This is a genomic window from Cronobacter sp. HA18006 (genome assembly GCF_011605445.1).
GTDB lineage: Bacteria > Pseudomonadota > Gammaproteobacteria > Enterobacterales > Enterobacteriaceae > Cronobacter > Cronobacter sakazakii.
The window spans coordinates 205,629-232,448 of record NZ_JAANQB010000022.1; the positions used below are offsets into that span (position 1 = coordinate 205,629).

Annotated in this window: 22 protein-coding genes; 14 read left to right on the forward strand and 8 right to left on the reverse strand. The window is 57.0% G+C overall.

The genetic code is table 11. From position 1 onward, the window contains the following. Positions 1–20 precede the first annotated feature (20 nt). The gene (gene ppnN / locus G9X48_RS15590) at positions 21–1,385 is read right to left on the reverse strand and encodes a nucleotide 5'-monophosphate nucleosidase PpnN (protein ID WP_004388155.1); all 1,365 of its coding nucleotides are present in this window, start codon (positions 1,383–1,385) and stop codon (positions 21–23) included. A 117-nt stretch (positions 1,386–1,502) separates the two neighbouring features. Further along, on the reverse strand, positions 1,503–2,348 hold the full coding sequence (queF, locus tag G9X48_RS15595) for an NADPH-dependent 7-cyano-7-deazaguanine reductase QueF (RefSeq protein ID WP_097564017.1): 846 nt from the start codon (positions 2,346–2,348) through the stop codon (positions 1,503–1,505). A gap of 69 nt (positions 2,349–2,417) precedes the next feature. On the opposite strand from queF, the gene syd reads away from it, so the two are divergent. The 4 genes from syd (at position 2,418) to G9X48_RS15615 (ending at position 5,181) form a co-directional block, all read left to right on the forward strand. Beyond that, entirely contained in the window at positions 2,418–2,963 is a 546-nt protein-coding gene (gene syd, locus G9X48_RS15600) for a SecY-interacting protein (RefSeq protein ID WP_097641941.1), read from the forward strand. Positions 2,964–3,604: 641 nt separating this feature from the next. Then, positions 3,605–3,934: a YqcC family protein gene (locus tag G9X48_RS15605; protein WP_004388159.1), complete on the forward strand. Its 330-nt coding sequence runs from the start codon at positions 3,605–3,607 to the stop codon at positions 3,932–3,934. Further along, the gene (gene truC, locus G9X48_RS15610; protein ID WP_097564015.1) at positions 3,931–4,728 is read left to right on the forward strand and encodes a tRNA pseudouridine(65) synthase TruC; all 798 of its coding nucleotides are present in this window, start codon (positions 3,931–3,933) and stop codon (positions 4,726–4,728) included. The genes G9X48_RS15605 and truC overlap by 4 nt, the downstream gene beginning before the upstream one ends. Before the next feature lie 3 nt (positions 4,729–4,731). After that, positions 4,732–5,181, forward strand: coding sequence for a flavodoxin (locus G9X48_RS15615; protein ID WP_007777778.1), 450 nt, complete (start codon positions 4,732–4,734; stop codon positions 5,179–5,181). 34 nt (positions 5,182–5,215) lie between these two features. Here the strand turns inward: G9X48_RS15615 and barA are convergent, their stop codons facing one another. Then, positions 5,216–7,975 (reverse strand): two-component sensor histidine kinase BarA, encoded by a 2,760-nt coding sequence (gene barA, locus G9X48_RS15620; RefSeq protein ID WP_097641942.1) that lies wholly within the window; start codon positions 7,973–7,975, stop codon positions 5,216–5,218. Positions 7,976–8,032: 57 nt separating this feature from the next. Here barA and rlmD point away from each other — a divergent pair, with 57 nt between their 5' ends. The 5 genes from rlmD to eno all read left to right on the forward strand — a co-directional run bounded on the left by rlmD (position 8,033) and on the right by eno (position 15,753). Further along, the gene (rlmD, locus tag G9X48_RS15625; protein WP_063265359.1) at positions 8,033–9,331 is read left to right on the forward strand and encodes a 23S rRNA (uracil(1939)-C(5))-methyltransferase RlmD; all 1,299 of its coding nucleotides are present in this window, start codon (positions 8,033–8,035) and stop codon (positions 9,329–9,331) included. 51 nt (positions 9,332–9,382) lie between these two features. Continuing rightward, positions 9,383–11,617, forward strand: coding sequence for a GTP diphosphokinase (relA, locus tag G9X48_RS15630; RefSeq protein ID WP_004386865.1), 2,235 nt, complete (start codon positions 9,383–9,385; stop codon positions 11,615–11,617). Between the two features lie 100 nt (positions 11,618–11,717). Further along, a complete protein-coding gene (gene mazG / locus G9X48_RS15635) occupies positions 11,718–12,509 on the forward strand; it encodes a nucleoside triphosphate pyrophosphohydrolase (RefSeq protein ID WP_097641943.1) in 792 nt (263 codons plus the stop codon). Between the two features lie 225 nt (positions 12,510–12,734). Next, positions 12,735–14,372, forward strand: coding sequence for a CTP synthase (glutamine hydrolyzing) (gene pyrG, locus G9X48_RS15640; protein ID WP_004386866.1), 1,638 nt, complete (start codon positions 12,735–12,737; stop codon positions 14,370–14,372). Between the two features lie 82 nt (positions 14,373–14,454). Beyond that, positions 14,455–15,753, forward strand: a complete 1,299-nt coding sequence (gene eno / locus G9X48_RS15645) for a phosphopyruvate hydratase (RefSeq protein WP_004386867.1) — start codon at positions 14,455–14,457, stop codon at positions 15,751–15,753. 49 nt (positions 15,754–15,802) lie between these two features. Here the strand turns inward: eno and G9X48_RS15650 are convergent, their stop codons facing one another. Further along, positions 15,803–16,912 (reverse strand): SDR family oxidoreductase, encoded by a 1,110-nt coding sequence (locus G9X48_RS15650; protein WP_007894504.1) that lies wholly within the window; start codon positions 16,910–16,912, stop codon positions 15,803–15,805. A gap of 322 nt (positions 16,913–17,234) precedes the next feature. Next, the gene (locus G9X48_RS15655; protein WP_105629599.1) at positions 17,235–18,062 is read right to left on the reverse strand and encodes a MurR/RpiR family transcriptional regulator; all 828 of its coding nucleotides are present in this window, start codon (positions 18,060–18,062) and stop codon (positions 17,235–17,237) included. Between the two features lie 170 nt (positions 18,063–18,232). Between G9X48_RS15655 and G9X48_RS15660 the strand changes: the two genes are divergently transcribed. Continuing rightward, positions 18,233–19,786 (forward strand): PTS transporter subunit EIIC, encoded by a 1,554-nt coding sequence (locus G9X48_RS15660; protein ID WP_097641944.1) that lies wholly within the window; start codon positions 18,233–18,235, stop codon positions 19,784–19,786. An 8-nt stretch (positions 19,787–19,794) separates the two neighbouring features. Beyond that, the gene (locus tag G9X48_RS15665) at positions 19,795–20,484 is read left to right on the forward strand and encodes an N-acetylmannosamine-6-phosphate 2-epimerase (protein ID WP_097641945.1); all 690 of its coding nucleotides are present in this window, start codon (positions 19,795–19,797) and stop codon (positions 20,482–20,484) included. On the opposite strand, the gene G9X48_RS15670 is transcribed toward G9X48_RS15665, so the two are convergent. Beyond that, positions 20,470–21,438 carry a TPM domain-containing protein gene (locus G9X48_RS15670; protein ID WP_097641956.1) on the reverse strand — a complete coding sequence of 323 codons (969 nt, stop codon included), beginning with the start codon at positions 21,436–21,438 and terminating at the stop codon, positions 20,470–20,472. The two genes, G9X48_RS15665 and G9X48_RS15670, sit on opposite strands and share 15 nt — an antisense overlap. 198 nt (positions 21,439–21,636) lie before the next feature. On the opposite strand from G9X48_RS15670, the gene queE reads away from it, so the two are divergent. Beyond that, complete coding sequence (gene queE, locus G9X48_RS15675) at positions 21,637–22,308, forward strand: 7-carboxy-7-deazaguanine synthase QueE (RefSeq protein WP_004386873.1); 672 nt, start codon at positions 21,637–21,639, stop codon at positions 22,306–22,308. Between the two features lie 254 nt (positions 22,309–22,562). Here the strand turns inward: queE and queD are convergent, their stop codons facing one another. After that, complete coding sequence (queD, locus tag G9X48_RS15680) at positions 22,563–22,925, reverse strand: 6-carboxytetrahydropterin synthase QueD (protein ID WP_004387911.1); 363 nt, start codon at positions 22,923–22,925, stop codon at positions 22,563–22,565. Positions 22,926–23,105: 180 nt separating this feature from the next. Next, the gene (locus G9X48_RS21620) at positions 23,106–23,231 is read right to left on the reverse strand and encodes a hypothetical protein (RefSeq protein ID WP_007701306.1); all 126 of its coding nucleotides are present in this window, start codon (positions 23,229–23,231) and stop codon (positions 23,106–23,108) included. On the opposite strand from G9X48_RS21620, the gene cysJ reads away from it, so the two are divergent. Further along, positions 23,230–25,032 carry an NADPH-dependent assimilatory sulfite reductase flavoprotein subunit gene (cysJ, locus tag G9X48_RS15685; protein ID WP_088276341.1) on the forward strand — a complete coding sequence of 601 codons (1,803 nt, stop codon included), beginning with the start codon at positions 23,230–23,232 and terminating at the stop codon, positions 25,030–25,032. The two genes, G9X48_RS21620 and cysJ, sit on opposite strands and share 2 nt — an antisense overlap. Continuing rightward, positions 25,032–26,744, forward strand: a complete 1,713-nt coding sequence (gene cysI / locus G9X48_RS15690) for an assimilatory sulfite reductase (NADPH) hemoprotein subunit (protein ID WP_097641946.1) — start codon at positions 25,032–25,034, stop codon at positions 26,742–26,744. Before cysJ ends, cysI begins: the two co-directional genes overlap by 1 nt. Positions 26,745–26,820: the final 76 nt, after the last annotated feature.

Consider the following 26,820-nt stretch of genomic DNA (forward strand, 5'->3'; position numbering starts at 1 on the left):
GGCCTCGCGGCCGCCTGATTTCAGGTACAGATTTCGTAGCAGGGAATATAGGCAGAACCAGGCAGTTTCATGCGGTGCTGAGCAACGAACCCTTGCAGGAGATCGTCCATGCGCTTCATCATCTGCGCATCCCCATGAATTTTATAGCGTCCGTACTTCTCAATGGCGCGGATGCCCACCTCTTTCACGTTACCTGCGACGATACCAGAGAAGGCGCGGCGCAGGTCGGCCGCCAGAATTTCCGTCGGCTGATCGGGGTAGAGCTTCAGGTTAGCCATGTTTTCGTGGGTCGGCTCGAACGGCACCTGGAGATCCGGCGAAATGCGAATCGCCCAGTTAAAGCTGTACGCATCACCCGTTTCGCGGCGGCACTCTTTCACCAGCGGCATCGCTTTTTTCATTTCGCGCGCCACTTCCGCCGGGTCGTCGATGATGACGCGATAGTGGCGGCGGGCCTTCTCGCCGAGCGTGTTGACGATAAAGTCGTCCAGCACGCGGAAGTAATCGGCGCTCTCTTTCGGGCCGGTCAGGATCAAGGGCAGCACTTGATCCGCATTGTGTGGGTTCATCAGAATACCGAGCAGATAAAGCAGCTCTTCCGCCGTACCAACGCCGCCCGGGAAGATGATGATCCCGTGGGCGATACGCACGAACGCTTCGAGGCGTTTTTCGATATCCGGCATGATGATAAGTTCGTTCACCAGCGGGTTAGGCGGCTCTGCGGCGATGATAGAAGGCTCTGTCATGCCGATAAAACGCCCTTCTTTATAGCGCTGCTGGGCATGGCCGACCGCCGCGCCTTTCATCGGCGCTTCCATCGCGCCCGGCCCGCAGCCGGTGCAGATGTTCAACTCGCGCAGCCCCAACTGGTTGCCGACGCGGCGGGCGTAGAGATATTCGGTTTCGTTAATGGAGTGGCCGCCCCAGCAGACCACCATATTCGGCGCCTCGCCCACGTGCAGCGCTTTCGCGTTGCGCAGGATAGAAAACACCAGGTTGGTGATATGAATGGAGTCAGTCAGATTCAGATGCTGAAAGCGCCCGGCGTTATGGATTTGCCCGTTGACGAACAGAATGTCGCGCAGTACCGCGAAGAGGTTGGCCTGCAACGAACGAATAATCTGCCCGTCGACGAACGCCTCTTCTGGCGGATTAATCAGCTCAAGCTTTACGCCGCGCTCGCGGCGCAGCACGTTGATGTCGAAATTTTCAAAGCGCGACAGCAGCGCTTTGCTGTTATCGGTCTGGCTACCGGAATTGAGAACCGCAAGCGAACAATTGCGAAACAGTTGATACAGGTCGCTGCTGGCGGTGCGCTTAAGCATATCCACTTCCAGCTGCGACAGCAGATCCATCGAGCCCAGCGGGCTAATATGTGTAATCAAGTAAGCTCCTTACGGGGCGATAAACGCCGCTCCCTCTGATTACAATAGCCCCGCCATGTGACATTTAACAACCCACCCCGCACCGCCTTCATGACGGATTTGCGGGATGTTTAGCAATTACTGACGCGCCAGACGCCCGGTGGCTGGCGTAAAGTCGCCGTTGCTGCGCCACGGGTTGATATCCAGACCGCCGCGGCGGGTGTAGCGCGCATACACACTGAGCTGTTCCGGCTGGCAGAATCGCGTGATGTCGTTAAAGATGCGCTCAACACACTGCTCGTGAAATTCGTTGTGATGGCGGAAAGAGACCAGATAGCGCAGCAGTTTTTCCCGGCAGATTTTCGGCCCGCGATAGTGAATTTGTACGGAGCCCCAGTCCGGCTGGTGCGTGATAAGACAGTTGGATTTGAGCAGGTGGCTCACCAGCGTCTCTTCCACCGTCTCTTCACCTGCGGCTCCGGAAAGCAGCGCGGCGTCGAATTCATAATCGGTGATGTGAATATCCTGATTATCGATGCAGTCGCCGCTAAGACGGGCGACCGGCTCGCCTTCCACTTCATCAAGGCGGCGAAGCGTGACGGAGACATCGCCCTGCGCGCAGGCGCGTAAATCGCGCTCCAGCGTCTCGCGTACCGCGTCCAGGCTTTCAAACTGCGTCTGGTTAAAGCTGTTGAGATATAGCTTAAAGCTTTTCGATTCCACCAGGTTGACGCTGGTCGCGTTAATCTCAACCTGACCTATCGCCACCTGCGGCAGGCCGTTGCGGTTAAGCCATGATAGCTCGTACATCGTCCAGATATCCGCGCCGTGGAAGGGCAGGGCATCGGCGCGCAGGCCCAGCGGATCGCGGTTTAAACTGCGCGGAACTGGCTGGAGCAGCGAGGCGTCGTAAACGTCGCGATAATCAGTGGATTTGCCGAGCGTCAGGCCGTGAAGCGCCTGATGATTTTCATAAGAAGTCATGTGTCACCGTGATAATACAGGTACAATACAGGGTTCAGTGTATCTTACCTGACCTGAAGAGAGAATCTGGTGCAAAACGAAGTCCAACAGGCGCTGGCGGCATTCAGCGCGCGCTACTGCGAAGCGTGGCGGCAACAGCGGGGCAGCCTGCCCGTCAGTGAAGAATATATCGGTATTTCCTCCCCGTGCATTGTATCCACCCACCCGGACGCGGTAGAGTGGGAACCTCAGCCGTTTACGCCTGAAGATTCGCTCGGCGCGGTTGAGAAGGCGCTCGACATTGTGATTCAGCCGGACGCCCATGCCTTTTACGCAAGCCAGTACGCTGGCGATATGGCCGCGCGGTATGATGACGTAGCATTAACGCTGTTACAGGCATGGAGCCAGGACGATTTCCGCCGCGTGCAGGAAAACCTGATAGGCCACCTGGTGACGCAAAAACGCCTGAAGCTGTCGCCGACCATTTTTATTGCTACGCTTGATAGCGAGCTGGATGTGATTTCGCTGTGTAACCTGACCGGTGAAGTCGTCCAGGAGACGCTCGGCACCCGCAAGCGCCGCGTGTTGGCACCGTCGCTCAGCACATTTCTGAGCCAGCTTACCCCCTTCGTGTAATCCTTTTTTGCCTGCACCCGTGTAAGAGATCTCTCACAAACCCTGTGAGAGATCGCCGTCAGAGTAAGGGTTTTCTTACGTCAGCTAAAAATGAATAGTCTTATAATTCAAAGGCCTTTGTGCTCACGCTTCGCTTACGAATGAAACTTATCTTAAATTGAACCTGTAAGCCGCCTTGTAAGTGCAGGCGGATTGCGAGATTCTATCCCTGCCGACACGGAGTGGCGCTGAAGCGAACATCAGGATGATGGCGCTTCAAAAAGGACACGCCGGAGGGCGATTCAGGGAAGGCTTCAGGATGAAGCGAAAGGACGGCGCAGGAGCGCTGAGGGACACCTCCAGGAAGGAGAATGTGAGCCGGTCAGGATTACCGGTGGGTCAGGAAGACCAGGGACACGCATCAGGATGATGCACCAGTGACATCAGGACGATGTAGGCAGGACGCGTAAACGGACGTAAGGTCGAAAGGCCGCAGGAAAAGTTGTCACGGACGAGCAGGGAGCACCGAAAAGTAGCCGGACTGCTGCGAAACGAACCGGGAGCACTGTGTTATCACAGTGCTCCCTTTTTTTATGCTTTTTTTTCTGCCGCCGGGAAATGGTATGCTGCGCGCCCGGTTTTTTTGATTCACAGAGGTTGTTATGGAACGCCATCAACGGGTTCGCCAGCAGTTGCAGCGCGTCGAGCAGGTGTTGCGTCATCATCAGCAGTGGCAAAGCGCCGCGCCGCATTCCTCCGCGTTTGAAAGCACGCAGCCTTTTTGCATGGACACGCTTGAGCCTTACGAATGGCTGCAATGGGTGTTGATCCCACGCCTGCACGCGCTGCTGGACGCCGGCGCGCCGCTGCCGCAGGCGTTTGCCGTTGCCCCTTATTATGAAGTTGCGCTTGAAGCGAGCCATCCGGCGCGCGACGCCGTTCTGGTGACGCTGGTTGAGCTGGACGCGCTGTTCGCCGGTGACGACGCGTGAGCCTCGAAATCCTTTATCAGGATGAATGGCTGGTGGCGGTCAATAAGCCGTCCGGCTGGCTGGTCCACCGCAGCTGGCTCGATCGCGACGAAAAGGTCGTCGTCATGCAGACGGTTCGCGATCAGATAGGCCAGCACGTTTTTACCGCTCACCGTCTCGACAGGCCCACATCCGGCGTGTTGTTGATGGGCCTTTCCAGCGAGGCGGGAAGGCTTTTAGCGCAGCAGTTTGAACAGCATCAGATCCAGAAACGCTACCACGCTATCGTGCGCGGCTGGCTCACCGACAGCGCCGTGCTGGATTATCCGCTGGTGGAAGAGCTTGATAAAATCGCCGATAAATTCTCACGGCAGGATAAAGAACCGCAGCCAGCCGTAACGCACTATCGCGGCCTTGCGACCACCTCGCAGCCGGTCGCCGTCGGGCGTTATGATTCAGTGCGCTACAGTCTGGTGGAGATGCTGCCGCAGACCGGCCGTAAACATCAGCTGCGCCGCCATATGGCGCATCTGCGCCACCCGATTATCGGTGACTCAAAGCATGGCGATCTGCGCCAGAACCGCGCGGCGGCCGAGCATTTCGGCTGTAACCGCTTGATGCTTCACGCCAGCGAGCTGACGCTGACGCACCCGTTTACCGGCGCGCCGCTCACTATCCGCGCAGGTCTGGATGACGTCTGGCGTCAGGCGCTGGCGCATTTTGGCTGGCAGACGCATCTCCCCGCTGCCGATGGGGTTGAGTTTCCCGCTGTGAACCCTCACGATGAAGACAGTCTGAATCCAGAAGGAGAGTAAGCGATGGCAAGCGTAGGGATTTTTGTCGGCACGATGTACGGGAATTCACTGCTGGTGGCAGAAGAAGCACAGGCGATCCTCAAAAAGCAGGGACATGACGCGACGGTATATGAAGATCCCGATATCACCGACTGGGAGCGTTATGGCGATGGGTACGCGCTCATTGTCACTTCCACGACCGGTCAGGGCGATCTGCCGGACAGCATCGTGCCGCTCTATCAGGCTATCAAAGATCAGCACGGTCATCAGCCGACGCGGCGTTACGGCCTGATTGCGCTCGGCGACAGCAGCTACAGCCATTTTTGCGGCGGCGGCAAGAAATTTGACGCGCTGTTGCAGGAGCATGCGGCGCAGCGCGTCGGCGAGGTGTTATACATTGACGCCGCGGAATATCCGGAGCCGGAAACGCTTTCCAGCCCCTGGGTCGAGCAGTGGAGCGCGCTGCTTAAGTAAACCACGCGGTCGGCGCTTTGTGCGCCGACGCGGTTTATATCCCGGAGATCCGCTGCGCTTCACGCGCCACGTTATCCATTTCATCGAGTAATTCCAGCAACTCCGGCTCCAGGTCGCTTGCGGGAACGCCGCTGCGCAACTGCTGTTCAATCAACTGACAGAGGTTTTTCAGACGCGGCACGCCGCTGTAGCCGCAGCTCCCGTGCAGTTTATGGATAAGATCGGTCAGCCCTTCCGGGTTTTCACCGACCAGCTGTTCTTCCACGCGGTTGCGAACTTCCGGTAAAAACGCCAGCAGCATGTGCAGCATATCGCGCGCCAGATCGGGTTTATTGGCGGCCTGTCGCAGGGCCAGACTCCAGTCGAGCGTGGCGTCAGCCTTCACCGCGGGGGGCGCTATCGCGGGTACACTTGCCACAACCGGCACGGCGTAGCCGGGCTGATAACGCAGCAGCATGGCGCGTAGTTTCTCTTCTTCAATGGGCTTCGCCAGATAATCGTTCATCCCGGCGCTGAGCAGCTTTTCCTTCTGCCCCGACATGGCATGCGCCGTGACCGCGATAATCGGCGTATGCTGCTGTTGCGGCAGTTTACGGATAAGCTCGCAGGCGTGAATGCCGTCCATATCCGGCATCTGGATATCCATCAGAATAATGTCGAACGGCTGCAGCATGGCGCGCTCCACCGCCTGATGCCCGCTTTCGCACAGCACCACATGCTGAACCATATCTTCAAGCAGCGCGCCGATAAGCTTCAGGTTGGCCGGGTTATCGTCCACGGCCATCACCGTCATCGGCATCCGGCTTTGATCGCCTTCCGGCAGCTCACGGGCGTGAATGAGCCGGCAGTGCTCCAGCAACAGCGGCATTAATCGCGTGGCGGTCACTGGTTTCAGCAGGCAGGCGCTGGCCCCCTCTTTTTTCAGCATTTCGGCGTTTATCTGCGCGTGGCACGGCAGGGCGAGGATCAGGCAATCGGTGAACGTCGCCGCGCGGGCCAGCTGATCGTGGCGCATCGACAGCGGCTCGCGATCCGTGACGGGCGCGGCGTACAGCAAAATGTCGTAATGTGCCTGCGGCAGTGACGCCAGATCGGGGCTGTAGACGACCGTGAGCGGCGTATTGGCCAGCAGATCGCGCGTGCTTTTCGCTGCGGCTTCGTTTTTCTCAACATACGCCAGACGCATTCCCGCCAGCATATCGGTGGCGTGGCGGTCCACCAGCGCGTTCGGGTTGAGATCAAGGCTGATATGGAACCAGAACGTCGAGCCGCGATGCGGTTGGCTGTGGAAGGAGATATCGCCGCCCATTTCGTTCACCAGCTTCTGGGTTATCACCAGCCCAAGCCCGGTACCGCCGTGGCGGCGTGAAATGCTGGCGTCAGCCTGGCGAAACGCCTGGAACAGACGCGACTGATCGCGCTCCGGAATGCCGATGCCGGTATCGCGGATTTGCACCTCGATCTGCACCTTGTTGTTACTGATGGCGCGCTTCTCAACCACGATGTCAATATTGCCGTGGTCGGTAAATTTAATCGCGTTGCCCACCAGATTCGTAATCACCTGCTGGAGACGCAGCGGGTCGCCAATGACATTGTCCGGTACGTCGTGGCGCACGCTGATGGTCAGTTCCAGCCCTTTATCATGCGCGGAGTGCGCGAGCAGCGTGACCACTTCATCCAGCGTACTGCGCAGCGGGAACGGAATGCTCTCCAGCAGCAGTTTCCCTGCCTCAAGCTTCGAGAAATCCAGCACGTCATTGATAATGCTGAGCAGGTTATTCGCCGAGCGCTCGATGGTATTAAGATGATCGCGTTGGGTGGGCGTGAGGTCAGTTTTCAGCGTCAGGCGGGTAAAGCCAATCACGCCGTTCAGCGGCGTGCGCAGCTCGTGAGACATATTGGCAAGGAATTCAGACTTGATGCGCGCCGCTTCCTGGGCGCGTTTTTTCGCCAGATCCAGCTCGACGTTCTGAATTTCCATCTGCTCCAGCGTTTCACGAAGATCAGACGTTGCCTGGTCGATATTGTGCTGCATCTCTTCATGATAAGCGGCAAGCGACATCGCCATCGAGTTGATGCCGTTTTTCAGCATATCCAGCTCGCCCAGCATAAAGCCTTCCACGCGGCTGTCGAGCTGGCCGCGGCGAATGCGGTCGACGGTATTAACCATATTGCGGATAGGCGCGGTGACGTCGCGCATCAGACGCCAGGCGAACAGCACCGCGCAGGCCATGCAAATCAGCATCATCAGCAGCGAAATCGCAATCTCCTGGTACTGCTGCAGCCGCACTGATTTCAAATCAAGCTCCAGCGCGACATAGCCCAGCGGGTTAGTGCTGAGCTTGGCCTCAGAGATTTCAGACTCATCAGGTGAATAGCGCTCGGAAACCACGGGCGTGCGCAAAATCAGCATGTCGTCGCGGCGCGTCACGCTAAGCCCGGTCGGCATGGATGCGCCGTCAGTAAGCTGCAGTTCGGAAGGGTCAAGCTGATAATTGGAGGTGACAAACAGCTTATTGTGCCGATCGTAAACCGAAATGGCGCGTACAATTTCTGAATGCCGACGATGCAGTACGCTGACCAGCTGGCGCACCGACTCCTTATTTTGCAGGCTCATGCCATATTCGCTGGCGACCGCCAGCGGCTCGATAATACTGGCACCGGCGTCTTCCAGCTGACGCTGCAAATCATGATAGCGGTGCACAACGAAGAAAACGCTGAGCAGCAGGCCGATGATAAAGGTGGGCGCCAGGATAAGAATCATCATCCGCGCCCGCAGGCTGTAGTTGGTCATGGGGTTCCGTTATGGGACAATCAGCGACATTCAGTTTATGTGAGAAATTTCCTGGCGATGGCGCAATTCTACTCTGCAAAGCGACGCGTGACGACGCGTGAAATCATAACCGTGACGGCCGACGGCCTCGATGCCTTCGGGCAGGGCGTGGCGCGCCACCACGGCAAGGCGTTGTTCATCGCCGGTCTACTGCCAGGCGAGCGCGCGGAAGTAGTGATCAGCGAAGACAAAAAACAGTTCGCCCGCGGCGATGTTAAAAAGCGGCTTTCAGAAAGCCCCGAGCGCGAGACGCCGCGGTGTCCGCATTTTGGCGTATGCGGCGGCTGCCAGCAACAGCACGCCAGCGTGGCGCTACAGCAGCGCAGCAAGGCGCAGGCGCTGAGCCGCATGATGAAGCGCGAGGTCGATGAGGTCATCAGCGGGCCTGCGTGGGGCTACCGCCGCCGGGCGCGTCTGAGCTTGAATTTCACGCCGCGCAAACCAGGCTTACAGATGGGGTTTCGCAAGGCGGGCTCAAACGATCTGGTGGATGTGCATCGCTGCCCTGTGCTTGTGCCCCGTCTTGAGGCGTTGCTGCCGAAACTTCGCGACTGCCTGAGCAGCCTTGATGGCGTTCGTCACCTTGGCCATGTCGAACTGGTGGATGTTACTAGCGGTCCGCTGATGGTCTTGCGTCATCTCAAGCCGCTAAGCGCCGCCGATCGCGAAAAACTGGAATGCTTTTCGCATTCCGAAGGCGTGGCGCTGTACCTTGCGCCACAGAGCGATACCCTTGAGCACCTTAATGGCGAGATGCCGTGGTATGAATTCGACGGCCTGCGGCTTACCTTCAGCCCACGCGATTTTATTCAGGTCAACGATGCTGTAAATCAGCAGATGGTGGCCCGCGCGCTGGAATGGCTGGAGATTCAGCCCGGCGAGCGGGTGCTGGATCTCTTCTGCGGCATGGGTAACTTTACGCTGCCGCTGGCCCGGCGCGCGGAAAGTGTGGTGGGCGTGGAGGGCGTTGCGGCGCTGGTGGAGAAAGGCGACTATAATGCCGGGCTTAACGCCTTGAAAAACGTCACTTTCTTTCAGCATAACCTGGAAGAAGACGTCACCCGGCAACCATGGGCGAAGCAAGGGTTCGACAAAGTGCTGCTCGATCCCGCGCGTGCGGGCGCGGCGGGCGTGATGCAACATATTGTGAAATTAAAACCGCGTCGGGTGGTCTATGTCTCCTGTAACCCTGCCACGCTGATGCGTGACAGTGAGACGCTGCTCGCGGCGGGCTATCGCACGGTACGGCTGGCGATGCTGGATATGTTTCCACACACTGGCCATCTGGAATCGATGGCGTTATTTGAAAGAGATTAAGTAGTCAGGCCACCGCGCGGTGCGGGCAGGCTGTCCCGAAAGGAGAGGACGATGGTTGCGGTAAGAAGTGCACATCTTAATAAAGCTGGCGAATTTGACCATGAAAAATGGGTGGCGAGCCTCGGCATCGCCAGTCAGCCGTCGTGTGAACGCTTAACCGAAACCTGGCGCTATTGCGAGCAGCAGACTCAGGGCCATCCTCAGGCGGATCTTCTGCTCTGGCGCGGTGTGGAGATGGTCGAAATCCTCACCACGCTCAGTATGGATATCGACACGCTGCGCGCCGCGCTGCTTTTCCCTCTGGTGGATGGCGGCGTGGTTAGCGAAGAGGTGCTCAAAGAGAGCGTGGGTAAATCCGTCGTCGGATTAATCCACGGCGTGCGCGATATGGCCGCCATTCGCCAGCTTAAAGCCACGCATCACGACTCTGTCTCTTCTGAACAGGTAGATAACGTGCGCCGCATGCTGCTGGCGATGGTCGATGATTTCCGCTGCGTGGTGATAAAACTTGCGGAGCGCATCGCGCACCTGCGCGAAGTGAAAGACGCGCCGGAAGATGAACGCGTACTGGCGGCGAAAGAGTGCACCAACATTTATGCGCCGCTGGCGAACCGTCTTGGCATCGGCCAGCTCAAGTGGGAGCTGGAGGATTTCTGCTTCCGCTATCTGCACCCCGAAGAATACAAGCGCATCGCAAAGCTGCTGCATGAGCGGCGCATCGACCGCGAGCACTATATTGACGAGTTTGTGACGCATCTGCGCACCGCCATGAAAGAAGAGGGCGTTAAGGCAGAGGTTTACGGGCGTCCGAAACATATCTACAGCATCTGGCGCAAGATGCAGAAAAAGCATCTGGCGTTTGATGAACTCTTCGACGTGCGCGCCGTGCGCATTGTCGCGGAACGCCTTCAGGACTGCTACGCCGCGCTCGGGATAGTTCACACGCACTATCGCCATCTGCCGGATGAGTTCGATGATTATGTCGCCAACCCGAAACCCAACGGCTACCAGTCCATTCATACCGTGGTGCTTGGCCCTGGTGGTAAAACCGTGGAAATTCAGATCCGCACCAAACAGATGCACGAAGACGCTGAACTCGGCGTGGCGGCGCACTGGAAGTACAAAGAAGGCGCGGCAAGCGGCGTGCGTAACGGTCACGAAGACCGTATCGCCTGGCTGCGTAAACTCATCGCCTGGCAGGAAGAGATGGCCGATTCCGGCGAGATGCTCGACGAACTGCGCAGCCAGGTGTTTGACGACCGCGTTTACGTGTTTACCCCGAAAGGCGATGTCGTCGATCTGCCCGCAGGCTCCACGCCGCTTGATTTTGCCTATCACATTCACAGCGATGTCGGGCACCGGTGCATCGGCGCGAAAATCGGCGGCAGGATCGTGCCGTTTACTTACCAGCTGCAAATGGGCGATCAGATTGAAATCATCACCCAGAAGCAGCCAAACCCAAGCCGCGACTGGCTGAACCCGAACCTCGGCTACGTCGGCACCAGCCGGGCGCGCGCGAAAATTCACGCCTGGTTCCGCAAACAGGATCGCGATAAAAACATCATCGCCGGTCGCCAGATCCTCGACGACGAGCTGGCACATCTCGGTATCAGCCTGAAAGAGGCCGAGAAACACCTGCTGCCACGCTACAACTTTAATGAAGTCGATGAGCTACTGGCGGCGATTGGCGGCGGCGATATTCGCCTTAACCAGATGGTGAATTTCCTCCAGGCGCAGTTCAACAAGCCCAGCGCGGAAGAGCAGGACGCCGCAGCGCTGCGCCAGTTGCAGCAAAAAACCTATACGCCGCAGGGGCGCAACACGCGGGATAATGGCCGCGTCGTCGTCGAAGGCGTGGGTAATCTGATGCACCATATTGCCCGCTGCTGCCAGCCGATCCCTGGCGACGATATTGTCGGCTTTATCACCCAGGGTCGCGGGATTTCCATCCACCGCGCCGACTGCGATCAGCTGGCGGAGCTTCAGTCGCATGCGCCGGAGCGTATCGTTGACGCCGTCTGGGGCGAAAGCTATTCAGCAGGCTATTCGCTCATTGTGCGCGTAACAGCGAACGACCGCAGCGGCCTTTTGCGCGATATCACGACGATCCTCGCTAACGAAAAGGTCAATGTGCTTGGCGTCACCAGCCGCAGCGATACCCGTCAGCAGCTGGCGACCATCGATATGGAAATCGAAATCTATAACCTCCAGGTTCTCGGGCGCGTGCTGGGTAAGCTCAACCAGGTGCCTGATGTCATCGATGCGCGCCGCCTGCATGGCGGATGACGCGCGGCGGCGCAGTCGGTAACGGCGTCGCCGCCTCTTATTTTTCCTCCTGCGTGAGGCGCGTGGCGATATCGCCACGCCTGTTTTATAAGGATTTTCCATGACTCAAATCGACCGCCTGCTCGGCATTATGAAGCGTCTGCGCGACCCGCAAACCGGCTGCCCGTGGGATAAAGAGCAAACCTTCGCGACCATCGCTCCATATACCCTTGAAGAAACCTACGAAGTGCTTGATGCCATTGCGCGTGAGGATTTCGACGACCTGCGCGGCGAACTGGGTGACCTGCTGTTCCAGGTGGTGTTTTACGCCCAGATGGCGCAGGAAGAGGGGCGTTTTAATTTCGACGATATTTGCTCCGCCATCAGCGATAAGCTTGAGCGCCGCCATCCGCATATCTTTGGCGACGCGGATTTCGGCAACAGCGCCGAGGTGCTGGCCAACTGGGAGAAAACCAAAAGCGCCGAGCGCGCTGAAAAAGCACAGCATTCCGCGCTGGACGATATTCCGGAAAGCCTGCCTGCACTGATGCGTGCGCAGAAAATCCAGAAGCGCTGTTCAGCGGTTGGCTTTGACTGGACGTCGCTTGGGCCGGTGGTCGACAAAGTGCATGAAGAGATAGACGAAGTGATGCACGAAGCGCAGCAGGCGGTTATCGACGAGGCGAAACTCGAAGAAGAGATCGGCGATTTGTTGTTCGCGACCGTCAATCTTTCCCGCCATCTGGGGGCGAAAGCGGAGACCGCGCTGCAAAAAGCCAACCGTAAGTTTGAGCGCCGTTTCCGCCAGGTCGAGGCGATTATTCGCGCGCAGGGTCTGGAAATGGAGCAGGCGAGCCTCGATCAAATGGAAGCGGCCTGGCAGACGGTTAAACGCCAGGAAGTTGATAGTTAACGTTTTTTCACGTCAAGCGCCTGTTGTTAACACTTATTTCAAACAAGCGCTTGATTTGCGTCAAAAACATTTCTGAGAAAAGGGCTATTTTCTTCCGGCTTGGGTCTGGCGAGACCAGCCGGTGATCGTGCAGAATGAAAGTTTGTGACCCCCGTCCTGTTCGGGTATACTACTTTCCCGTCCTGGTTATTCCATCGTCTTTAAACCTAACTTCTCAGGTTCAGCATGACAACGAACTATATTTTTGTGACCGGCGGGGTCGTTTCCTCTCTGGGTAAAGGCATTGCCGCAGCCTCCCTCGCAGCCATTCTTGAAGCCCGTGGCCTCAACGTGACCATCATGAAACTGGATCCGTATATCAACGTCGATCCTGGCACCATGAGTCCAATCCAGCACGGGGAAGTGTTCGTTACTGAAGACGGCGCTGAAACCGATCTGGACCTGGGGCACTACGAGCGTTTTATCCGCACCCGCATGACGCGCCGCAACAACTTCACGACAGGCCGTATCTACTCTGAAGTTCTGCGCAAAGAGCGCCGTGGCGACTATCTGGGCGCGACCGTTCAGGTTATTCCGCACATCACCAACGCTATCAAAGAACGCATTCTGGCGGGCGGCGAAGGCCATGACGTCGTGCTGGTTGAAATCGGCGGCACCGTAGGCGATATCGAATCCCTGCCGTTCCTTGAAGCCATTCGTCAGATGGCGGTTGAAGTGGGTCGCGAACACACGATGTTCATGCACCTGACGCTGGTGCCATACATGGCGGCGGCAGGTGAGGTGAAAACCAAACCGACCCAGCACTCCGTTAAAGAACTGCTGTCTATCGGTATTCAGCCGGATGTGCTGATTTGCCGTTCCGATCGCGCGGTTCCGGCTAACGAACGCGCCAAAATCGCTTTGTTCTGTAACGTTCCGGAAAAAGCGGTTATTTCTCTGAAAGACGTCGATTCCATTTATAAAATTCCGGGCCTGTTGAAATCGCAGGGGCTGGACGATTATATTTGTAAACGATTCAGCCTGAACTGCCCGGAAGCTAACCTGTCTGAATGGGAACAGGTTATTTATGAAGAAGCGAATCCGGCGGGCGAAGTCACTATCGGTATGGTCGGCAAATACATTGAACTGCCGGACGCCTATAAATCGGTTATCGAGGCGCTGAAACACGGTGGCCTGAAGAACCGCGTGACCGTCAACATCAAGCTTATCGATTCGCAGGACGTAGAAACCCGCGGCGAAGAACTGCTGAAAGGTCTGGATGCGATCCTTATCCCTGGCGGCTTCGGTTATCGCGGCGTGGAAGGCAAAATCGCCACCGCGCGCTATGCCCGTGAAAACAACATTCCTTACCTCGGCATCTGCCTCGGTATGCAGGTTGCGATGATTGAATATGCACGCAATGTTGCGGGCATGGAGAACGCCAACTCCACGGAATTTGTGCCAGACTGTAAATACCCTGTCGTGGCGCTCATCACCGAGTGGCGTGATGAAAACGGTAATGTCGAGACGCGTAGTGAGAAGAGCGATCTTGGCGGGACGATGCGTCTGGGCGCGCAGCAGTGCCAGTTGTCCGATGACAGCCTGGTGCGCAAGCTGTACGGCGAGCCAGTGATTACAGAACGTCACCGTCACCGTTATGAAGTCAACAACATGTTGTTGAAACCGATTGAAGCAGCTGGCCTGCGCGTTGCGGGCCGTTCCGGAGATGATCAGTTGGTCGAGATCATCGAAGTGCCGAATCATCCGTGGTTTGTCGCTTGTCAGTTCCACCCGGAATTTACTTCCACACCGCGCGACGGGCATCCGCTGTTTGCAGGCTTCGTAAAAGCCGCCAGCGAGTACCAGAAACGCCAGGCGAAGTAAGCAGAGTTAAAACGGCAACGCGCGACGATTTCGCGCGTTGTTTGTCTGGAGTTTTAGTTTAACTTGTACTGAGGAAAATCTAATGTCCAAAATCGTTAAAGTCATCGGTCGTGAAATCATCGACTCCCGTGGTAACCCGACTGTTGAAGCCGAAGTTCACCTGGAAGGCGGTTTCGTAGGTATGGCTGCTGCCCCGTCAGGTGCTTCCACTGGTTCCCGCGAAGCGCTGGAACTGCGCGATGGCGACAAATCCCGTTTCCTGGGCAAAGGCGTAACCAAAGCGGTTGGCGCGGTTAACGGCCCGATCGCTCAGGCTATCGTTGGCAAAGATGCTAAAGATCAGGCTGGTATCGACAAGATCATGATCGATCTGGACGGTACTGAAAACAAATCTAACTTCGGTGCAAACGCCATTCTGGCCGTTTCTCTGGCTAACGCTAAAGCTGCTGCTGCTTCCAAAGGCATGCCGCTGTACGAGCACATCGCTGAACTGAACGGCACTCCGGGCAAATTCTCTATGCCGGTTCCGATGATGAACATCATCAACGGCGGCGAACACGCTGACAACAACGTTGATATCCAGGAATTCATGATCCAGCCGGTTGGCGCTTCCAGCGTTAAAGAAGCCATCCGCATGGGTTCTGAAGTTTTCCATCACCTGGCGAAAGTTCTGAAAGGCAAAGGCATGAACACCGCTGTGGGTGACGAAGGCGGCTACGCGCCGAACCTGGGTTCTAACGCCGAAGCTCTGGCTGTTATCGCTGAAGCGGTAAAAGCAGCGGGTTACGAACTGGGCAAAGACATCACCCTGGCGATGGACTGCGCAGCGTCTGAATTCTACAAAGACGGTAAATACGTTCTGGCGGGCGAAGGCAACAAAGCGTTCACCTCTGAAGAGTTCACCCACTTCCTGGAAGACCTGACCAAACAGTACCCGATCGTTTCCATCGAAGACGGTCTGGACGAGTCTGACTGGGACGGTTTTGCATACCAGACCAAAGTGCTGGGCGACAAAATCCAGCTGGTGGGCGACGACCTGTTCGTTACCAACACCAAAATCCTGAAAGAAGGCATCGAGAAAGGCATCGCTAACTCCATCCTGATCAAATTCAACCAGATCGGTTCTCTGACCGAAACTCTGGCTGCGATCAAAATGGCGAAAGACGCTGGCTACACCGCTGTCATCTCTCACCGTTCTGGCGAAACCGAAGACGCAACCATCGCTGACCTGGCGGTAGGTACTGCGGCAGGCCAGATCAAAACCGGTTCCATGAGCCGTTCTGACCGCGTTGCTAAATACAACCAGCTGATTCGTATCGAAGAAGCGCTGGGCGAAAAAGCACCGTACAACGGCCGTAAAGAGATCAAAGGCCAGGCATAATCGCCCGACCTTTCTCTGTGAAAATGCCAGTCGATTGACTGGCATTTTTTTACTTAAAATCGACTTCCATCTGCTGCGGAATGGTCAACCCGTTCGTGGTCTGCACACAGCGTGCAATATAGTCGGTAAAGCGCGGCGGTTTCGGCATACCGAGCTTCAGCAGCTTATCATTAGAGAAACGCACGTTCAGCGTGGCGAACGCGCCATATAAACGCATCGCTTTCAGCATCAGACGCTCATTACACGGCCCGAAAATTGTTTTCAGCTCACGGCGCATTTTCACTAACGTTTCATAACTCACCTGCGCATAGTTATCCGCGATAGGCGCTTTTTCCTGGGCCTTCGCCATAGCGATATCAATGTCAGCGAAACGCACGCTGTTCTCTTCGCCGGCAGAAATATGCACCACTTCGCCTTGCGCGATATCTTTATCAAGCAGCAACAGCAACGCCGCGGCGCAATAATCTACCGGGATCACATCCACGCGGTCTTCCAGCGAGCACATAAATTTCTGAAGCATCAGCCCCATGCTGAAGACCCAGAAAATACTGGTGGAAGGCTGGCAGCCGTGATGGGTATGGCCAACCACGATAGAAGGGCGGGCGATCACCAGCGGCAGTTGCGGACAGTGCTGGCGCATCAGCTGTTCAATCGTCGATTTCGAATGCGTATAGGTCACCAGGTGCTCGGCGTTTTCACGAAACTCGGTGCTTTCAGGCACCAGTGAATGCGGCTCAGGCGTACAGGACATCGCCGTGCCCACATGCAGAAAGCGCTGCAAACCTGCCACCTCAGCCATACGGCGGGCGAACGCCAGGGTTCCTTCAACATTCACCTTCCAGATTAGCGGATTGTTGCCAAACGACGCCACGGCCGCGCAGTTAATGACATGCGTGACGCTATCAAGGCGGGTATCGTGCAGGAAACTCTCCGGCTCGCCTAAATCACCGCATAAAACTTGCGTGGTGTTCAGCATCGCAAGCTGTGCCTCGCTGAGGTTGAACTTACGCATATTGCTGAGCACGCGCGCCAGTCCGGCTTCGCTGTTCTGCGCACGCACCAGCAGCAATAAATTGATCTTTTCGGTGCGCTGAAGAATTTTTTCTAATACTGCACCGCCCAGAAAACCCGTTACGCCCGTTATTAATAAAGTCTTCATTTCTGTTATTCCACCTGGGTTAATTGGGCGGATTGTAGGAGCAAAAAAGTAAACGGCGTTTAAATAACAATGAGGCGGAAAAAGAGGAAAATTAAGGTTATTTTAAGGAAAGTCGCATGAGGCATTTTTCTATGACATCGTAATGATGAGAAAAATCCTTTCTCTATAATAAAAATATTTATCTTATTGAATTTATGTGCTTTTATTGAGTTAGCAGGAAATGATAATAAACCGAAAAATCCCACGAAAATTACGTCTGGTTACATTATTGTAGATTTAAAAAAGCCGTTGCAGATTATTCGCATCTTGCAACGGCTTTTTATTACAGCAATAACGGCAGCGTGGCGCTGGCGGTTTGTTGGCTGATTTCACGGTAATGGCTATCCGTCGCTATCAGCCCTGCTGTTAATAGTTCCACCAGCAGCATCGCACCCACTTTCGCGTTCAGCGCACCCGCATTCAGCGGGCCTTCCGGTTTGGCCGCGACAAGCAGCATATTGCTTAGTGATGCCAGCGGGCTGCGCGGCGTATTACTGAGCGTAAGCACCGGCGCGCCCGCCTTACGCGCGAGCGTCACGGCATGCAGCAGGTCGCGCGTGGAGCCAGAGCTGGAAATGGCGACCACCAGATCGGTTTCGCCAAGCGTAGTTGCGTTCATCGATGCGCGGTGCATATCGCTAAACAGATGCGCCGCTTTGCCAAGGCGCAGCAGCTTGTAATGCAAATATTCGCCAATAATAGCGCTCGCCGCGACGCCGTAAATCTGCACCGACCGCGCCTGATGCAGCGCCTGTGCGGCCTGTTCCAGCACCGCGCGATCCAGCAGTTGCGCGGTATCACGCAGCGCCTGCACCGATTCCTCCACCAGCGCGTCCAGCGCATCGCCGCTCTGCGCGCGCGGTGTCTGCCCGCGCTGAACATCCAGCGCCAGCGCCATTTTAAATTCGGTATAGCCTTTGCACCCGAGCGCGCGGCAGAGCCGCGTCACGCTGGCTTCACTGGTGTCACTCTCGCGGGCGAGTTCGGTGATAGTGAGATAAAGCACGCGCGCCGGGTCGCTCAGCACATAGTCCCCGAGTTTGCGCTGTGTGGGGCTAAACCCTGACAGCGCCTGGCGCAGCTTAAGCAGTAAATTTTCATGGTCAGACATAACAGGATCCTGAAGCACCGACGACTGCCGATGAGTGTGCGGGAAAGCCCGACAACAATGCCAGCCATTTTAAAAAAGTATGATCGGCTTCGCTATTATTGGTGATAATTTTCACAATATATTTTTATTGTGATAAATATTTTCATCAACATTACGGTGGGGGATTCACCATGGCATTTTTCAGCGGAACATCGTCAGGGCGCTGGTTTGAAAAGGCGCAGCGTTTTGGTAAATCGTTTATGTTGCCGATTGCCGTGTTACCGGCGGCGGGCCTGTTGCTTGGCGTGGGTGGCGCGCTCTCCAATCCCAACACGCTCACGGCGTATCCTTTTCTCGATGTCGGCTGGCTGCAGGCGATTTTCACGATCATGAGCAGCGCCGGGGCGATCGTCTTTGCGAATCTTTCGGTGCTGTTTGCCGTTGGCGTGGCGGTGGGGCTCGCGCGTACCGATAAAGGCACGGCCGGTCTTGCCGCGTTACTGGCGTTTCTGGTGATGAACGCTACCATCAATGCGCTGCTGACTTTGACCGGCCAGCTCGCGCAGAGCAATCCTGGCGCGGTCGGCCAGGGAATGGTGCTCGGGATCCAGACGCTGGAAACCGGCGTTTTCGGCGGCGTGGTGATTGGCCTTGTGACCTGCGCGCTGCATCAGCGGTTTAATAAAATCGCGCTGCCGCAGTTTCTGGGATTTTTTGGCGGATCGCGGTTTGTACCTATCATCAGCGCGCTGGCGGCGATTGTGGTCGGCGCGGCGATGACCGTCGTCTGGCCACATTTTCAGAAGCTGATTTTCGGGCTTGGCGGGCTGGTTGAGGCGACCGGTTATGTCGGCACGCTGCTGTATGGTTTTGTCCTGCGTATGCTTGGCCCGTTCGGCCTGCATCATATCTTCTATCTGCCTTTCTGGACGACGGCGCTCGGCGGCAGCGAAATCGTCAACGGCCAGCTGGTGGAAGGCACGCAGCGTATTTTCTTCGCGCAGCTCGCAGACCCGACCACGCAGCAGTTTTATATCGGCACATCGCGGTTTATGTCCGGGCGCTTCATTACCATGATGTTTGGTCTGATCGGCGCGTGCCTTGCGATGTACCACACCGCGAAGCCAGAGAATAAAAAGCGCGTCGCCGGTCTGCTGCTTTCTGCGGCGTTGACCTCATTCCTCACCGGCATCACCGAGCCGATTGAGTTCTCCTTCCTGTTTGTCGCGCCCGTGCTTTATGTCATCCACGCCTTCTTCGACGGGCTGGCTTTTATGCTGGCGCACATTCTGCACATCACTATCGGCCAGACATTCTCAGGCGGTTTTATCGATTTCATTCTCTTTGGGGTCTTGCAGGGCGAGGCGAAAACGCACTGGCTAATGGTGCCGCTGGTCGGCGTGCCGTGGTTTTTCCTCTATTACTTCACGTTCCGTTTCCTCATTACACGTTTCGATTTCGCCACACCCGGCCGGGAGAAAGAAACCCAGGACAGCGTGGCGATAAAAGACAGCGAGCGGGCGCAGGCCGTCGTGGCCGGGCTCGGCGGGCGGGAAAACCTTCAGGAGGTCGACTGCTGCGCCACGCGGTTGCGCGTCACCGTGAACGATGGAACCAAAGTCGATGAGGCCGCGCTGAAGGCGACCGGCGCGCGCGGCGTGATCCTTCGCGGCAATGGCGTACAGGTCATCTACGGCCCGCATGTCACGATTATTAAGAACGAAGTCGAAGAGCTATTAAGCTGAGGTCAACGATGTTAGAGCAGATTAAAGGAAAGCTGGTGGTCTCCTGCCAGGCGCTGGAAAACGAACCGCTGCACAGCCCGTTTATTATGGGGAGGATGGCGCTGGCCGCCGCACAGGGCGGGGCGGCGGGGATCCGCGCCAACAGCGTGGCCGATATCATCGCGATAAAAGAACAGGTCGCGCTGCCGGTCATTGGCATCATTAAACGGGATTATCCCGCAAGCGACGTGTTTATCACCGCGACGATGCGCGAAGTCAGCGAGCTGATGGAAGCGGCGCCTGAGATGATCGCCCTGGATGCCACCGCACGTCCGCGCCCTGGCGGCGAAACGCTCGAACAGTTCGTCGGGAAGATCCGCCATACCTGGCCTGATGTACTGCTGATGGCGGATGTCTCAAGCGTTGAAGAGGCCGTGACGGCTGAAGCGCTCGGTTTCGACTGCGTGGGCACCACGCTTTATGGTTACACGGCGAACACCCAGGGGCATCGTCTGCCGGAGAACGATTTTGCGCTGCTAAACGCCGTGCTGGCAGCGGTGACGGTCCCGGTTATTGCCGAAGGGAATGTGGACACACCGGAGGGTGCGGCGCGCTGTCTGGCGCTCGGCGCGCACGCGGTGGTGGTGGGCGGCGCGATTACGCGCCCGCAGCAAATCACTCGCCGCTTCGCCGACGCGCTGCGCTCACCAGTTGTCTGATGAGCCGCCGCCGTCACTTGAGCCGCCATCGCCCGAGCTGACGCTGTGGTGGCTGCTGTGATGGCTGGCGCTGTCGCTGCCTGAGGACGAGTGAAGGTGGCTGGTCGCAAGCCAGGCGGCGGAGGTATCGCCGGACGATGAGCCGTTACCTGCCGCGCTGAGCCGATAATTCGGGAAGGCAAACACCACGACCAGCGCCAGGATCATCAACAGAAAGGGCACGGAAAAGCTCAGCCAGAGAAAGGGCTCCACCCACGGGAAAAAGTTGCTGGTGATGGCAAGCGCGGGCGTCAGCAGGCAGGAGGTGCCGAAAAAGAGCGTCACCAGCGTTTTCTTTTTGCGCAGCATGATTAAGGCAAACAGCACGATGGCGAGAACAGGCAAGGCCAGCCAGTAAGAGAAATTCAGCAGCAACGGCTTAAGCCAGGCCTGTATCCACGAGGGCGATGTCGCAGGCGGCAGCGGCTGATGGCTGAGCAGCGCGTCGATACCGGTCAGCCCGTGACGCAGGCCCGCCGTGAGATCGCCCGCCCTGAACCAGGGCAGCATCTGTTCTTTGATTACCCGGCTCGCCAGTGCATCCGGAATCGTCTTCTGCAGCCCGCGCCCCGTTTCGATACGCACCAGACGATCGTGCCAGGCGACCAGAATCAGCACGCCATCGTTGCGCTGCGCATTGCCGAGCCGCCAGGTATTAAAAGTGCGCGTCGCAAAACGCTCCAGGTTGTCGCCTTTTAATTCCGGTAACACCAGAATTGCCGTTTGCGCGTGGGTGCGGGTATTGATAGCCGATACATCGTCAAGCAAGGCCACGTATTCCTGCCCGCTCAGCAGATCGGCGGGATCGTTAATAACGCCACGCATCGGCGGCACGTCGAGGGGCTGCGCCAGCGCGCTCCCGCTCACTAACGTCAGCGCTATTGTTAAAATGAATGACGTTAATATGCGTACCATAACTTTCGCCTTGTCCTTGTTATCCGGCTGGCCATCCCGCGCCATAGTAACTGCCGATTTACAGGCCTGCCAATGCCCTGGAATTCGGGGGGAATGCTTATCGGGCCTGGCTGCGGTGGCCCGGATAGCGCAAATGGCACATGCCAGTCCGACGGTTATCTGTAATAATTACCGTTTTAGTCATCAACTGAGTGAATCATGCAGTACCCGATTAATGAGATGTTTCAGACCCTGCAGGGCGAGGGTTATTTTACCGGCGTGCCCGCCATTTTTATTCGTCTGCAGGGATGCCCCGTAGGTTGTGCCTGGTGCGACACCAAACACACCTGGGAGACGCTCGCCGATCGGGAAGTGTCGCTTTTCAGCATTATCGCGAAAACCAAAGAGAGCGATAAATGGGGCGCGGCGAGCCCGGAAGATTTGCTGGCGGCCATTGAGCGCCAGGCTTATACCGCGCGCCATGTGGTGATCACTGGCGGTGAGCCGTGTATTCACGACCTGCTGCCCTTAACGGAGCTTCTGGAAGCACACGGTTATAGCTGCCAGATTGAAACCAGCGGCACCCATGAGGTGCGCTGTACCACGGGCACCTGGGTGACGGTTTCGCCGAAAGTGAATATGCGCGGCGGTTACGAGGTGCTGGATCAGGCGCTGATGCGCGCCGATGAAATCAAGCACCCGGTGGGGCGTATGCGTGATATCGAGGCGCTGGATGAACTGCTGGCGCGTCTGCATGACGAAAGACAGCGGGTGATCGCGCTGCAGCCGATTAGCCAGAAAGAAGATGCGACCCGCTTGTGCATTGAAACCTGTATCGCCCGCAACTGGCGGCTGTCGATGCAGACGCATAAGTATCTGAATATCGCATAAACAAAAAAGAGGGGCATGAAGCCCCTCTTTTTTGTGTGTGGCATGTGAGCGGTGGGTGCGCTGCGCTTACCCACCCTACGAGAATGCCATTGCTTTGGTATGGTAGGGCGGGTAAGCGCAGCGCACCCGCAGCAGAACTTCGCTTACCCACCCTACATACATTTAAAGATGTCCTGTGAGTAGGGCGGGTAAGCACAGCGCACCCGCCATCAGAACGCGCATCCGCCATCAAAATCACTCACACCGAAAGAAACTTATTCGCCGCGATACACGCAACCGGCGGTGCAGGTCTCTTTAATCATCACCGCGCTCAGCAGCGGCAGACGGGGTTTCATCTGATCCCAGATCCAGCGCGCCAGCACTTCGCTGGTCGGGTTTTCAAGGCCCGGAATATCGTTCAGATAATAGTGATCCAGGCTATCGTAAATCGGTTTAAACGCCGCTTTTAGCTCGGCAAAATCGATAATCCAGCCGGTATGAGGGTCCACCTCGCCCGTTATCTCCAGGCGCACCATAAAAGAGTGTCCGTGCAGACGACCGCACTTGTGGCCTTCGGGGACATGGGGGAGTCGGTGAGCGGCTTCGAAGATAAAATCTTTAAACAGGGTGGTAGGCATAACGCAGTCTCAGTCTTGCTAAAAAACCGCCGCATAGTACCGGAATTGACCGTTTTTAGCATTAACTAAAACCCTCATAAACGATAAGCGCACAAAACGCATCGCTATTTAAAAAAATAATCATTAATTTCAATTGATTGGTTAACCCGTTTTTACGCTTATGCTTATTGGTAAAACTGGTTAGTCCATTTGGTTATTTATTATTTCCATCCCTTCTTTAATTGTTATTCTTGCCGCCGTTACCCTTACTTTCTCTTCTGTTTTTGCGATAAAAAACAGCTTTGCTACTGGAACATAACGACGCATGACGACTCAGGCCCCACCGAACGCTTTGCTCCCGCTCAGCCCGGAGCAGCTGGCTCGCCTTCAGACGGCGACTCATGATTTCACCCCCACGCAGCTCGCCTGGCTTTCGGGCTATTTCTGGGGAATGGTAAACCAACAGCCAGGTGCAGCGGTGATGCAAACGCCCGCGGCGCCGGCGTCGGTGATTACGCTGATTTCCGCTTCCCAGACCGGCAACGCGCGCCGCGTGGCGGAAGCGCTGCGCGACGATCTGCTGGCGGCGCAGCTCAATGTGAATCTGGTAAACGCGGGCGACTATAAATTCAAACAAATTGCCCAGGAAAAACTGCTTATCGTCGTGGCCTCAACCCAGGGCGAAGGCGATCCGCCGGAAGAAGCCGTCGCGCTGCACAAATTCCTGCTATCGAAAAAAGCGCCGAAGCTTGATGGCACGGCTTTCGCCGTCTTTGGCCTTGGCGACACCTCTTATGAACACTTCTGCCAGGCCGGTAAAGATTTCGATACCCGTCTTGCGGAACTCGGCGCCGAGCGCCTGCTGGATCGCGTGGATGCCGATGTCGAATACCAGGCGGCTGCCCAGGCGTGGCGTCAGCGCGTGGTAGATGTCCTGAAAGCGCGCGTGCCGAAAGAAGCGCCGTCCCAGGCGGCGATCACAGCCAGCGGCGCGGTCAATCTGGTCGATTCGACCCCTTATACCAAAGAATCGCCGCTTACCGCGACGCTCTCGGTGAATCAGAAAATCACCGGTCGTCATTCAGAAAAAGACGTGCGCCATATCGAAATCGATCTCGGCGATGCGGGCCTGCGCTATCAGCCGGGCGACGCGCTCGGCGTCTGGTATCAGAACGATCCGGCGCTGGTGCAGGAACTTCTTGAGCTGCTGTGGCTGAAAGGCGACGAGCCGGTGACGGTGGGCGAGAAAACGCTGCCGCTCAGCGAAGCGCTGCAATGGCATTTCGAGCTGACGGTGAACACCGCCGCTATCGTTGAAAATTACGCGACGCTGACCCGCAGTGAAGCGCTGCTGCCGCTGGTAGGTGATAAAGCGAAGCTGCAGGACTATGCCGCCAGGACGCCCATCGTCGATATGGTGCGCTTCGCACCGGCCCAGCTTGAGGCCGACCAACTGCTCGGTTTGCTGCGCCCCCTTACGCCGCGCCTCTATTCCATCGCTTCGTCACAGGCGGAAGTCGAAAACGAAGTGCACATTACCGTCGGCGTGGTGCGTTTCGACATCGAAGGCCGCGCGCGTGCGGGCGGGGCGTCGAGCTACCTTGCCGACCGTCTGGAAGAAGATAGCGAAGTGCGTGTGTTCATCGAGCACAACGACAACTTCCGCCTGCCGGCAACGCCTGAAACCCCCGTCATTATGATTGGCCCCGGCACCGGCATCGCGCCGTTCCGCGCCTTTATGCAGCAGCGCGAAGCCGATGGCGCGACCGGTAAAAACTGGCTTTTCTTCGGCAACCCGCACTTTACAGAGGATTTCCTCTACCAGGTCGAATGGCAGCGCTATGTCAAAGAAGGGCTGTTGACCCGCATCGACCTTGCCTGGTCACGCGATCAGGACCATAAAATTTACGTACAAGATAAAATCCGCGAGCAGGGCGCGGAGCTGTGGCGCTGGATCCAGGAAGGCGCACACCTTTATGTCTGCGGCGACGCTAATCGCATGGCGAAAGATGTTGAGCAGGCGTTACTGGAAGTGATTGCGGCTTACGGCGGGATGGATGCCGAAGCGGCGGATGAATATTTAAGTGAGCTGCGCGTTGAGCGCCGTTACCAGCGAGACGTCTACTGATGAGCGAAAAATACCCAGGACCTTTGGTGGTCGAAGGAAAACTTTCCGATGCGGAACGCATGAAGCGTGAAAGTAACTTCCTGCGCGGCACCATTGCCGAAGATTTACATGACGGGCTGACCGGCGGGTTTAATGGCGACAACTTTCTGCTGATCCGCTTTCACGGCATGTATCAGCAGGATGACCGCGATATCCGCGCCGAGCGTGCTGCCCAGAAGCTGGAGCCGCGTCACGCGATGATGCTGCGCTGCCGTCTGCCGGGCGGCATCATGACGCCGCAGCAGTGGCTGGCTATCGACAAGTTCGCTGAAGAAAACACCATTTACGGCAGCATTCGTCTGACCAACCGCCAGACGTTCCAGTATCACGGCCTGCTGAAGAAAAACGTCAAGCCGGCGCATCAGATGCTGCATTCCATCGGGCTTGACGCGCTGGCGACTGCCAACGACATGAACCGTAACGTGCTCTGCACGTCAAACCCGGTCGAGTCGCAATTGCATGCCGAAGCTTACGAGTGGGCGAAGAAGCTCTCTGAGCATCTGCTGCCGCGCACCCGCGCGTATGCGGAGATCTGGCTCGATCAGGAGAAAGTGGCGACCACCGACGAAGAACCGATCCTCGGCGCGACCTATCTGCCGCGTAAGTTCAAAACTACCGTTGTGGTGCCGCCGCAGAACGAGGTCGATCTGCACGCGAACGACATGAACTTCGTCGCCATTGCGGAAAACGGCAAGCTGGTAGGCTTTAACCTGCTGGTGGGCGGCGGGCTCTCTATTGAGCACGGCAACAAGAAAACCTACGCGCGCACCGCGACCGAGTTTGGCTACATTCCGCTGGAGCATACCCTGGCGGTGGCCGAAGCGGTGGTGACGACCCAGCGCGACTGGGGCAACCGCACCGATCGTAAAAACGCCAAAACCAAATATACGCTGGAGCGCGTCGGGCCTGACGTCTTTAAAGCGGAAGTGGAACGTCGCGCAGGCGTGACGTTTGAGCCGGTGCGTCCGTATGAATTTACCGGCCGCGGCGATCGCATTGGCTGGGTGAAAGGTATCGATGATAAATGGCACCTGACGCTGTTTATCGAAAACGGCCGTATTCTCGATTTCCCGGACAAGCCGCTGAAAACCGGCCTGAAGGAAATCGCCAAAATCCATAAAGGCGATTTCCGCCTGACCGCCAACCAGAACCTGATCGTGGCGGGCGTGCCGGAAGGCGATAAGGCGAAGATCGAACAGCTCGCCCGCGCGCACGGCCTGATGGCGGGCGTGACGCCGCAGCGTGAAAACTCGATGGCGTGCGTCTCTTTCCCGACCTGTCCGCTGGCGATGGCTGAGGCGGAGCGTTTCCTGCCGCAGTTTATCGATAAAGTCGACGGGATCATGGCGAAGCATGGCCTGGCGGAGGAGCACATTGTATTGCGCGTGACCGGCTGCCCGAACGGCTGCGGCCGCGCGATGCTGGCGGAGCTGGGCCTGGTGGGTAAAGCGCCGGGGCGCTACAACCTGCACCTTGGCGGCAACCGCATTGGTACGCGTATTCCGCGGATGTATCGTGAGAACATTACCGAATCGGAGATCCTCGATAATATCGACGAGCTGGTCGGCCGCTGGGCGCAGGAGCGCGAGCCGGGCGAAGGGTTTGGCGATTTCACGGTGCGCGCCGGGATTATCCGTCCGGTGCTCGATCCGGCGCGGGATTTCTGGGAATAAGCGGTTAGCGCGGTGGGCGGTAACGGTGGATGCGCTGCGCTTATCCACCCTACAACTGCCACACGAAAGGCTGAAA